The sequence below is a fragment of the Stieleria sp. genome (assembly GCF_041595215.1).
Lineage (GTDB): Bacteria > Planctomycetota > Planctomycetia > Pirellulales > Pirellulaceae > Stieleria > Stieleria magnilauensis.
The window spans coordinates 1-11,086 of record NZ_JBFHKV010000155.1 but is presented as its reverse complement, the minus strand read 5'-3'; the positions used below and the strand labels follow the sequence as shown (position 1 = coordinate 11,086).

Below are 11,086 nucleotides of genomic sequence, written 5' to 3'. Positions count from 1 at the left end.
CGCAAACGTCGTGAACAGAAAGAACTTCACGATTCGCTTGATCGTCTTCCGAGGCCAGCCGAGACAGTTGACCCGATTGTAGATCGCAATGTGCAACCCACCGTGGCCGACGAGCGCCATCGCGAAAATCAGCCAGGCGGCGAATCCGTTCATCAAGATTCAAAGTCAAATGGTCTTGGGGCTGGCAAAGTGCGTGAGTTTGCAACTGCATTGTGTAGCCAAATGTTTCGTCAGGTGCGAGAGCGGTGCATGGTCGGACAAGTTCGCCTGCCCCAGCGCGGACCAATCATCCACGTCAAAAATCGCCACCGCCGCCGTCACCATTTCCAGCGACTGATTGGCCAACATCGACACCAACATGGCGGTTCCTGGGTTATGCGCCAGCACCATCACGCTGGCCGCATCACGGTGTCCGCTGCCGATGATTTCCAGCATCGTGTTGGGGCTGGACAAGTACAAATCCTCACAGGACACCACCACGGGCTTCTTGTCCCAATGATCCAGCAACAACTCGGCGGTCTCTCGCGTCCGAACCGACGAAGAACAGAGGATCACGTCCGGAACGCAATCCTGCTCGGCGAGCCAATCGGCCATCCTGGGTGTGTCACGCCGGCCACGTTTGGCAAGCGGTCGATCGTGGTCCGACAGCGCCGGGTCGTCGTGATCGCTCTTCGCGTGCCTCATCAATATCAACTGAGATGTCATCGTTTCCCGCCCGTTTGGCCTGGTGTGTTGGTGCGGCCAGACTGAAGCAATCGCTTTGCCGCCGTGGCATCATCATCGAGAATCGGAGCGGTGCTCGCTACCTCCCAGCCGGCGCCATGCCCTCAAACGCGAACGCGAAGCTTCCAGGCTCGTTGTTTAAACGTTGACGAACGCGGCAGCCCATCCCGCGAGACCGACTGGCTGGAAGCCTATCCCACCGACGAGAGCAGGCATCGATCGCCGGCCTGCACGCCGCGATCAAACGCTTCTTCCATCAGCGCGACACCGCTCAAATCGGTGCCGGCAAAGTGGATGCGTCCCAGCGACTCGGCCGCCGCCTGCCGCTGGTCACCCCAGACAAACCCCACGCGCGGCTGAATCATCGCGTGCCCCCAACGCATGACGTCGATTCGCCGGATCAAGGAATTGATATTTGGATGGGCTTTGCGCAGATCCGAAACGACCACACTCGCCCAGTCACGCCACGAAAGTCGCATCAATTTCGCCCGCGACACCCGTGGATCCTCGTCCAACATCGGCTGGTACCACGTCAACACCGCCGGCCCGTGGTCGCTGCCGGTCTGATGGGTCGACGTGACGTAGCCGAGTGATCGGCTGTCATAGATGACGTTGTCCCAGCTCATCTCGCGACCGGATTCCTGGGGCCTGGCATCCAAAAAGACGTTGGCGACCACCCAGCCGCCGTACCGAAACGACGTCAAAGTCCGTCCGCTGGCTTTCCAGTCGACGAGGAGGTGGGGTGCTAAAAAATGCGGCGCGGCAAAAACCACGTCTTCGGCTACAAAATCCACGGTCGTCGACGATCGCGTGTCAAACGCACGAATTTGCACGCCCGCGGCGCCGGCATCGCGGATCGCTGTGACAACATGCCCACCGCGGAGCCGTCGGCCGCACCGATCGGCCAGATGCCGGACGATCCGTCCGTTGCCTTCCGGCCAAGTGATCACCGGCTGCGACTCCGCGCTGCCCGGCCGCAGTCGCGACGCAAAATAAAACACACCGGCCCAGGCACTGGTCTGCCGAATCGTCAGTCCATAGTCATCGCGGCAAGCGTAATCGACCAGCCAGCAAAGACGCGGCGAGGTGAATCCCTGCGATTGCATCCATTGGTCCATCGATATTGTGTCGAGCTGGCGGACGACGTCCTCATTGGACCCGCGCGACATCGGAATCGCAAACATCCGTCGCCCGGATTGATCGCGCCGCGCCGACCAATCTCGCATGGTCTGGCGAAAGCGTTCCAACTGCGAGAGATCGTCGTCGCTCGCGTCGACATGTGGATACAGCCCGTCGATCCAACGCCCCTGATAGAACACGCGTTCCTCGGGCTCGCGACAGAGCGCATCTTCGGCAAAAACAGGCTCGCCATCCTCCGCCACCGCGACGATCGCCCCCAGCTCCCGAAACAGTTCGACCAATGGTTCGTTTTCTTTCATCGGTGCCGGGACATAATGGGCGCCCCAAGGAAATCGAAAGCCGGCCCGTTCCCCGCTTAGCGACGTCCCCCCAGGCTGACCCTCCAACTCCAAGACCACGAAATCTTCCATCCCGCGACGCTGCAATTGCCAGGCTGCCGACAAGCCCGCGATGCCGCCACCGACGATCACCACACGATGCACCTCTGGCGGTCCAGTCGCCTCGGGCGGTCGCCAGCCATCTCGCAACCGGTGTGGGATCGAATAATCGGGACTGAGCAACTGCCCGTCAAACGACAACCGATCGCGCAGACCGCAACCCACCAAGCCGGTCAGCGGCACGCCGGCAAGGTAGGCGAGCAACTCGCGACGTGTCCATCGAGTCGGGCAATCGGCCTGTGCATCACTCACATCGCCCCCCATTCTTGCTCGTAATACCGAACCAACACCTGATCGTTCAAGCGATTGACGGTCGTTTCGGTGGGCACCAAGTCGGCTGGCATCTGAAACATGGCGACCATGGTTTTGGAATCCAAAAAACGCAATCCCTCCGGCAGCGGATGGTGAATCAAAAAACCGCCATCGCTGTCAGCCAACAACGGCTGCACCCCCGCCAACGCGAACCCCCAAACGCCGAACGAGGGCACTGCGGCGTGATAAGGACGCACGTCAAACCCGGCCTCTTGCATCGTGTTCAAGATGCACCAATACGACTTCGGCGCCACCAGCGGCGACGTGCACTGAATCGACACGATCGCCGAATCGGTGAGACGCCGACGCAGCAATTGAAAGAACCGCGTCGTGTACAACTTCCCGACCGAGTACGAGCCGGGATCGGGAAAATCGATCACCGCCACATCAAATTTGGTTTCGCCTTCGCCCGCCCACACAAACGCATCTCGATTAACGACGGTCACCCGCGGGTCCGCCAAGGCGTGTCCGTTCAGCTCGACCAATGGCGGGTAATCGGTGGCCAAGCGGGTCATCGCCGGATCCAAATCCACCAGCGTGACGGCTTTCACTTTCTCGTAGCGAAGGATCTCGCGGACCGCCAATCCGTCTCCGCCCCCGAGCACCAGCACATGCTCGGCGTCATCGACCATCGTCAACGCCGGGTGCACCAATGATTCGTGATAGCGATACTCATCCGTCGAATTGAATTGCAGATGACCGTTGAGGTGCAATTGGAAATGGCCCTGTCGCTGCGTCACCACGATCCGTTGAAAATCCGACTGCGTTGAATAGACGATCGGGTTCTCCAAAATCGCCTCTTCGGTCCAGTCGGTCAGCGTGTCGGCTTTGATGAATGCGACCACCAACAAACCGATCACCAAGAATCCGCGTCCCCGCAGCGCGCCGAGCCCGCGACTGGAAAGCAGCGGCCGCAACAGATACGTCCCCCAGACGCCGACGACGGCATTCAGGATTCCGAACAGCAACGAGGTCCGGACCAACCCCAAACGCGGCACCAGTAAAACGGGAAACAACACCGACGCCAGCAACGCGCCGATGTAGTCAAACGTCAGCACCCGCGCGACGAGTTCACGAAAGTCCAAGTGCTCGCGCAGAATCCGCATCAACAGCGGCAGCTCCAGCCCGACCAGCGTTCCGATGGCGAACACCGATCCGAACAACGAGATCCTGAACCAGGTGATTTGGGCGAACGCGACGAACAGCAACGGCGCCGACAGACCGCCCAACAAGGCCAAGGCGATTTCGATCTCGATAAAAGTCCGCGCCACTCGGTTTTCCACGTACCGAGAAAGCCACGATCCGACACCGAGCGCCGACAGATAAACTCCGATCACCAATGAAAACTGGGTCACGCTGTCGCCCAGCAGATAACTCGCCAACGTGCCGGCCAACAGCTCGTAGATCAACCCGCACGTCGCGATGACCAGCACGTTCAAATAGAGCAAGTAGTTCGGCGCGCGATCGATCATCCTAGAATCGCAGCGGCGATGATGATCGAGATGCCCAACACGATCGCAGCGACGATCGTCGCCAACGCCTGATTGTGTTCCTCGCCGATCTCATGAACGATCGAAAACGGAGTCAGCTTCTCCATCAACAACAGACACAAGCCGAACACCACGATCCCGACGAGCGAGAAAACGACGGCGGCAATCAAATGGGCGACCAACAACTGCATCGGGCTGGCTGCCATGTCTTGCACGTCTTGCGCTAACGGCATTGCAAAATCAAAAACTTTCATCGAAGTCATCTCCATGTTATTTCCCTCCTCCCCATGAACCACCGAACGAGCGACCGCCGCCGTAGTAACCGCCACTGCCGGAACCGCTACTTTCAAGCGCCTTGGCGATCCCGAAATTGGGCGCCCTCCAGCTGAATGCCGCGGCGGCGGTGAACCAACCGCAAATCACGAACCCCATGGTTAGATACACGACCATCACTGTGTTTTTCATTTAATCATCCGAGGATGCGTAGGGGCTGAAATCGCTGTCTTTCCAGCGCCGAACTTCAAAGTTGTGCAGATACGCCATCACCACGGCCGGGACCAGCGTGACGCCTACCAAGGCATAGAACAAGAGCCATCCGTCGGCTTTGCCCCGACCGATCACGGCGTAAGCGAAAAACAGATAGAACATGAATCCCAGCCAAGCGAGCCAAAACCTGGCCCCCGGTGTCGGCCGCGGCTGGATCACGCCGACGCCCCAGGGACGTGGCAAATCTTTGACGCCAAACGTTTGCTCAAGCTCGTCGGCGGTGATGTAGTGCCCCTCGGAAATCGTGACTTCTTGCGACTTCCCATAACCGCTGCGTTCCCAAGACAGCATCCGCGGCGGCGCAATGTAGTCGGACGTGTAGACCTGCTCGCCGACGGTGACCTTCCAATAAAACTCGCCCACAACGTAACGGACGTAGGCTGTTCCCCGGTCGTAGATCTTGAACGTTTCGCCGTCGTACGTCGCAGAATCAGCGATCGAGACGGGCGGCTCGTCAACGGGTGCGACGAGCGACCAATGGTTGTCGTTGCAGACCAGCCAACGAAATCCGGTTTCGCGGTTGTACAACAGATATTCGGTCCACGGATACGTTCGGCCGGCGTACTTGGCGTAACGTTCCATGAAGCCGATGACGGTGTATTTTTTGCCGCCGAAATCGCCGACGCTGCCGAGCGGAATCAGCGGCTTGACTTTCTTCTGATGCAGCGTTTGCAACAGCGATAGTTTTCCGTCTTTGGCGTCCAAGATCGACGTGCAGTTCGGGCAAGCGACCCGCAGTGTTTCATCGGGAGCTCGTAGCGCCAGTGTCCCGCCGCACTTGGGGCAATTCAATTGCAGCGAATCCACACGGACCTTGCCGGCGTCGGGGTCCAACGAATCGAGCCTGATGCCAAGCTCGTCGAGCGTGACTTCGCTGCCCAAGTAGGCCGACTGCTCGGCATCGTCGCTGCCGTCGCCGTACTCAAACGTCGCGACCGCTTTGTTCGCACCGTACAAATCCACGTACAGATGGTCGGCGCCCGGGTGGAATTCCCAAGGCAGTTCCCCTTCGGCACCCTCGGCCACCGCGACGCCCTTTTCGCGGACCGTCAGTTCGACACCCTTGAGCGTGATTTTCTGCTCCAGCTGGATGCCGTCGTAATCCGGCAAACGAGACTTGTCGGTCAACTTTCGCTGCATCGTCAATGAAAACTTCCCCTGGGCCTCGGCCAGCCAGCCCCATCGATCACCGGGGAACGCCAAGTACCATTCGTCCCACGACCCGCCGCCGGAGTGACGGTAACGCACCCGTCCGGTGATCGTGAATGATTTCTTGTTCCACTTGCCGGTGATCCCACGAGCCAACCCCGAAGCCGGATCACCGACCTCGGCGACTTTGCCGTAGTCCTTGATGTCCCGATCCGCGCGTCCCACCGCCGTGTGACAGAACTCACACACCGTGACCAGCGAAGACCCCGTGGTGAATTCCACCGGTCCGCCGCAGGCCGGGCAGTTCGTGTTCAGGCGTTTCATCGCAGCGATTCCTTCCGCGTCAATCGAAGATCACGATTCAACTGCCGCACCACGACATCGCGGGCTTCAAACATGCGTTCCAGTTCCTGTCGCCAAGGCCAAGCGGGTCGCCGACGGCAACAATACAAATTGAAGGTGGCGAATTCGTGTTCAGGATAGGTGTGACAGGCCAAATGGGATTCGCTTAGCAGGTACAGCGCCGTCACACCGCCGGGGCCGGGGAAGGTGTGAAAGGTGGGCTGGCCGACGATCGTTAAACCCAAATCCGCAACGACGCGCTGACAAATCGATTGGACCCGCGGCAGATCTCGCAGCGCACCGGCCGCGCAGCCCGAGGCATCGATCATCCATTCCGTCCCTCCGGTGAATCCGGCGAGCGGCCCCGATCGTTGCTGTGGTTCGTCCACTTGAAATGCAGTCCTTTTGAAATGATCGCCAGTGAGTGGGCTCCCGCCACACGCCGATGGCGGCCGGCAGGCGGATAGCCCAATGCCACCTACCTTGGTTCCAAACGGGGTGTTTTTTGTTAGCCGTAGGGCGCGAGCCTTCCGGTCTTTCGAGGTGGAACCGGACTCGCGCCGTTCCGCCAACTCCTTCAGGCGGAGCCCGGGAACGAGTGGGGTCACATCGGCGGTGGTGGCGGAGGGGGTGTTTGGGAAACGAACAGCCCAGCCAAGGCGGGCACGGTCGCGGCGGCCGACCAGGCTTCCATCCCGGCGGTCCAGACCATGGTGTCCTTGGTGACTTCGCCCGATGCGATGCCGCTGGAAAGCTGCGTGAGGGAGAAAGGACCTTTTGTTTGCCCGGCGACCGCGACGTGCCAAGCTGCCGGAGGAGGCGGGGGTGCCGCCGCGGGGCCGGCTGCGGGAGTCGCTCCCATCGCGCCGCCCATCATTCGACCGGCCATCGCCATGCCCATCCCCAACCCCAAGCCTTCGGCGGCGCCACCGCCGGAGGAGTTTTCCGCCGCCGCCGTCATGGCGTTGCCCATCTGGTATTGCTGGAACTTGTTCATGTCGCCAATCACGCCCATGCTGGTCCGCGTGTCGAGCGCCTTTTCGACCGCTTCGGGCAACGAAATGTTGACGACAAACAACTGCGGGCAATCCAACCCGTACTCGTCATCAATCTGTTCGACCACACGTGCCCGAATGGTGTCACCGAGTTCCCGATAGCGTGATGCCAGATCGAGAGCGGGAATCTGCAAATCCGCCAATGCCTGCGAGAAGGCCGAGGTGATCATCGAACGCATCAAATCGGTGATCTCGTCGGACTGGAAGTCGTCGTCGGTTCCAACGATCTCCCGCAACAGCGCTTTCGGCTCGACCGCTTGCAAGGCGTAGGTGCCGAAAGCGCGAATTCGGATCGGGCCGAACTCGGGATCTCGCAACATCACGGGATTCGGCGTTCCCCATTTCAGATCGGTGATCTGCTTGGTGCTGACGAAATACACTTCGGCCTTGAAGGGGCTTTCAAAGCCGTATTTCCAACCCTGCAACGTCGACAGGATCGGCATGTTTTTGGTTTCGAGCTCGTAGTGCCCGGGACCATACGTATCGGCGATCTCGCCGCCGCTGACCAAAACCGCCATTTGGCCCGGACGCACGATCAACTGTGCGCCGTTTTTGATTTCGTTGTTGTACCTGGGAAACCGCCAAACCAACGTATGATTGGAGTCGTCGATCCACTCAATGATGTCGATCAGTTCGTGGCGCAACCTGTCAAACAATCCCATAGCAATTCCTGGTAGAGAAAAGTTAGTCGAGGCGATCCGTTTTCACTTCGCCCAATCAGCTCCAAAAACATCGGCCCAAAACGGACGACCGTCCAGGCGCAGAAAACGACGAGTGGCGTTACTCTAGCAAATTGCCCCCCGCGATGCACGCCGACGGATGACGCCACGGCAGGTTTCTGAAAGATCCGCTCGTTCAACGGGGCTTTGCCGCAGAGGTGAAATCCTGGATGACAATAGGACCAATGTGACAAATAGGACTCATGGGCCTTATCTGTCGCATGCGTCCTATTTCCCCACGAGTTCTCCGTCGCTCGGCGGCGTGACCACGATCTATCGAACGACGCCACACCAGCGTACATTCTCACCTTTCCCACGCTATTCTCACTAAAGACTTTCGCATGGCCGACGAAACTCCCAACCTCTTCTCGCCGACCAAGAAGCTGTTTCTGCTCGACGGCATGGCGTTGACCTACCGCGCCCATTTCGCGCTCATCCGCAGCCCGCGATTCACTTCCGGCGGCCAATGCACTTCCGCCGTGTTCGGGATGCTCAATGCCATCACCGACATCCTGACCAAAGAGGAACCGACGCACATCGCCTGCGCCTTCGACACCTCCGAGCCCACCCAGCGGCACATCGATTACCCGGAGTACAAGGCCCAACGCGACGCGATGCCGGAAGACCTGGCCAGCCAACTGCCCTGGATCGACCGACTGTTTGACGCCTTGAATATCAAAACGATCCGCATGCCCGGCTACGAAGCGGACGATGTGATCGGCACCCTGGCCCACCAGGCGTCCGACCAAGGCTTCGAAACCTGGATGGTCACGCCCGACAAAGACTATCACCAATTGGTCACCGACCAGATCCATGTCTACAAACCGGGACGAAAAGGTGGCGAGTCGGAAATCCTGGGGGTCAAGGAAGTCTGCGAGCAATGGGAGATCCAGCGTGTCGATCAAGTCATCGACGTGCTGGGGCTGATGGGCGACTCCAGTGACAACATTCCCGGCATCCCCGGCATCGGCCCCAAGACCGCCAAGAAGCTGATCGCCGAATACGGCAGCATCGAAGGCGTGCTTGAAAACGCTGACAAACTGAAAGGCAAACAGAAGGAGCGCGTCCAGGAAAACGCCGAACTCGCCCTGCTGTCCAAACGCCTGGTCACCATCTTGTTGGATGTGCCGACCGAGATCGACATCAATGCATTGGCCCGTCAAAAACGTGACGACAAAAAACTGCGCGAGCTGTTGACCGAATTGGAATTCGAGACGATCGGCAAACGAGTTTTTGGAAAGTCGTTCTCGGTCGCCTCGGCGCGATCCGCCGTCGCCCGCGAAAAACGCGAAACGCAAATCCAACAATCTCTGTTTGATGAACCGTCGGACGAAACATCGATCCACGAAGTCGCACACACCTACCACACGCTGACGACCAAGCAAGAACGCACCAAGCTGATCAAACAACTGACCGAAGCAAAAGCGTTCTGCTTCGACACCGAAACCACCGGACTGGATCCACGCACCGCCGTCCCGCTGGGCATCGCGATCAGTATCAAACCGCATGAAGCATACTACGTCGTCTGTCCCGAAGACCCCGACGAGCGGTCGATGATGCTGGCCGAGTTCGCCGATTTATTTGCCGACGAATCGGTCACGAAAATCGGGCACAACCTGAAGTACGACATCTCGCTATTGAAATGGAATGGCATCGAGGTCCGCGCGCCGTTGGTCGACACCATGCTGGTCCACACGATGACCGAACCGGAGATGCGACACGGGCTGGACTCGCTGTCGGAGTTGTACTTGAACTACAAACCGATTCCGACGTCGGACCTGATCGGCCCAAAAGGCGACGAACAGAAAAACATGGCGGACGTTCCGCTGGAAAAACTGGCCGAGTACGCCTGCGAAGACGCCGACGTCACCCTGCAAATCGCCAAGATCCTGCAGCCGATGGCGATCGAGCGCGGCGTGCAGCAAGTCTGCGACGAAGTCGAATGCCCGCTGGTCCCAGTCTTGGTCGACATGGAATACAACGGCATCACGTTGGACACGGACTCCCTGGCGAAATACTCCGACGTCTTGCAAGCCGAAATCGATGACTTGCAGGCGAGGATTTTTTCTGCCGTCGGCCACGAATTCAATGTCGACTCCCCCAAACAATTGGGCGTCGTCTTGTTCGAAGAACTGCAACTGGAAGACAATCCGAAGAAGACCGCGACCGGGCAATATTCCACCCGTGAAGCCGAGTTGGAACGGCTGTCGGGAAAACACGAGATCGTCCGCGATGTGCTGGACTATCGTAACGCTCGCAAACTGAAATCGACGTACGTGGACCAACTACCCGCGGCGGTCAACCCCGAAACCGGGCGACTGCACACGCACTACAGCCAAACATGGACGGCAACCGGACGCATGCAGTCCAATGATCCGAACCTGCAGACGATCCCAGTGCGAAAGGAACGCGGACGCGAAATCCGTGCCGCCTTCGTCCCCCGCGACGAAGACCATCTGATCCTGTCGGCCGACTACTCACAAATTGAACTGAGGATCATGGCGGAACTGAGCGGCGACGAATCGATGATCGCCGCGTTCGTGGGCGGTGAAGACATTCACACCGTGACGGCATCCAAGGTTTATAAAGTTGAACCGGATGAAGTGACGCGGGAGATGCGTGCCAAAGCCAAAACCGTCAACTTCGGCATCATCTATGGCATCAGCGCGTTCGGGTTGCAGCAACGGTTGAACATCCCCCGCGCCGAAGCGAGCGAATTGATCAAGAACTACTTCGAGAAATACCCGGGTGTCCAACGCTACATCGACGAGACGATCGCGTTTGCCAAAGAACACGGCTATGTGGTGACGAAGACCGGACGCCGCCGCTACGTCCGAGACATCACCAGCAAGTCACGCGGCAGCGCCTCGGCAGCCGAACGCTTGGCGATGAACAGCCCCATTCAAGGCACCGCGGCCGACATGCTGAAACTGGCAATGGTCAAAGTGCACCGGGCGCTGCGTGAAGGCGGCTTCCAGACCAAGATGCTGCTGACGGTGCATGACGAATTGGTGTTTGACTTATGGAAAGCCGAACAGGACGACGTGCTGCCGGTCATCGAGAACGCCATGAAAACCGCGCTGCCGATGACGGTCCCGATCGTCGTCGAAATGGGAACCGGATCGAACTGGTTGGAAGCGCACTAAGATTCCGCCTCAGCCCAATCGTAGTGG

The 11,086-nt window shown here is 59.1% G+C and carries 9 protein-coding genes; 1 reads left to right on the top strand and 8 read right to left on the bottom strand.

Features of this window, described 5'->3' with window-relative positions:
• Window positions 1-165: 165 nt before the first annotated feature.
• The 8 genes from ABX749_RS08500 to ABX749_RS08465 all read right to left on the bottom strand — a co-directional run bounded on the left by ABX749_RS08500 (window position 166) and on the right by ABX749_RS08465 (window position 7,856).
• Window positions 166-684, bottom strand: a complete 519-nt coding sequence (locus ABX749_RS08500) for a histidine phosphatase family protein (RefSeq protein ID WP_372895601.1) — start codon at window positions 682-684, stop codon at window positions 166-168.
• A 230-nt stretch (window positions 685-914) separates the two neighbouring features.
• Window positions 915-2,552: a flavin monoamine oxidase family protein gene (locus tag ABX749_RS08495; RefSeq protein ID WP_372895600.1), complete on the bottom strand. Its 1,638-nt coding sequence runs from the start codon at window positions 2,550-2,552 to the stop codon at window positions 915-917.
• Window positions 2,549-4,084 carry a polyamine aminopropyltransferase gene (locus tag ABX749_RS08490; RefSeq protein WP_372895599.1) on the bottom strand — a complete coding sequence of 512 codons (1,536 nt, stop codon included), beginning with the start codon at window positions 4,082-4,084 and terminating at the stop codon, window positions 2,549-2,551. The genes ABX749_RS08495 and ABX749_RS08490 overlap by 4 nt, the downstream gene beginning before the upstream one ends.
• On the bottom strand, window positions 4,081-4,356 hold the full coding sequence (locus tag ABX749_RS08485; RefSeq protein ID WP_372895598.1) for a DUF350 domain-containing protein: 276 nt from the start codon (window positions 4,354-4,356) through the stop codon (window positions 4,081-4,083). Before ABX749_RS08485 ends, ABX749_RS08490 begins: the two co-directional genes overlap by 4 nt.
• Before the next feature lie 16 nt (window positions 4,357-4,372).
• On the bottom strand, window positions 4,373-4,567 hold the full coding sequence (locus ABX749_RS08480; protein ID WP_372895597.1) for a hypothetical protein: 195 nt from the start codon (window positions 4,565-4,567) through the stop codon (window positions 4,373-4,375).
• Window positions 4,568-6,121, bottom strand: coding sequence for a DUF4178 domain-containing protein (locus tag ABX749_RS08475; RefSeq protein ID WP_372895596.1), 1,554 nt, complete (start codon window positions 6,119-6,121; stop codon window positions 4,568-4,570).
• A complete protein-coding gene (locus tag ABX749_RS08470; protein ID WP_145209426.1) occupies window positions 6,118-6,528 on the bottom strand; it encodes an S-adenosylmethionine decarboxylase in 411 nt (136 codons plus the stop codon). Before ABX749_RS08470 ends, ABX749_RS08475 begins: the two co-directional genes overlap by 4 nt.
• A 215-nt stretch (window positions 6,529-6,743) precedes the next feature.
• A complete protein-coding gene (locus ABX749_RS08465; RefSeq protein ID WP_372895595.1) occupies window positions 6,744-7,856 on the bottom strand; it encodes an SPFH domain-containing protein in 1,113 nt (370 codons plus the stop codon).
• Window positions 7,857-8,254: 398 nt separating this feature from the next.
• Between ABX749_RS08465 and polA the strand changes: the two genes are divergently transcribed.
• Entirely contained in the window at window positions 8,255-11,059 is a 2,805-nt protein-coding gene (polA, locus tag ABX749_RS08460) for a DNA polymerase I (RefSeq protein WP_372895594.1), read from the top strand.
• Window positions 11,060-11,086: the final 27 nt, after the last annotated feature.

What these genes read in the sequence shown, in the direction of transcription:
- ABX749_RS08500 (WP_372895601.1), bottom strand. Translation starts at nt 684, where the DNA reads ATGAGGCACGCGAAGAGCGATCACGACGACCCGGCGCTGTCGGACCAC.
- ABX749_RS08490 (WP_372895599.1), bottom strand. Translation starts at nt 4,084, where the DNA reads ATGATCGATCGCGCGCCGAACTACTTGCTCTATTTGAACGTGCTGGTC.
- ABX749_RS08485 (WP_372895598.1), bottom strand. Translation starts at nt 4,356, where the DNA reads ATGAAAGTTTTTGATTTTGCAATGCCGTTAGCGCAAGACGTGCAAGAC.
- ABX749_RS08480 (WP_372895597.1), bottom strand. Translation starts at nt 4,567, where the DNA reads ATGAAAAACACAGTGATGGTCGTGTATCTAACCATGGGGTTCGTGATT.
- ABX749_RS08475 (WP_372895596.1), bottom strand. Translation starts at nt 6,121, where the DNA reads ATGAAACGCCTGAACACGAACTGCCCGGCCTGCGGCGGACCGGTGGAA.
- ABX749_RS08465 (WP_372895595.1), bottom strand. Translation starts at nt 7,856, where the DNA reads ATGGGATTGTTTGACAGGTTGCGCCACGAACTGATCGACATCATTGAG.
- polA (WP_372895594.1), top strand. Translation starts at nt 8,255, where the DNA reads ATGGCCGACGAAACTCCCAACCTCTTCTCGCCGACCAAGAAGCTGTTT.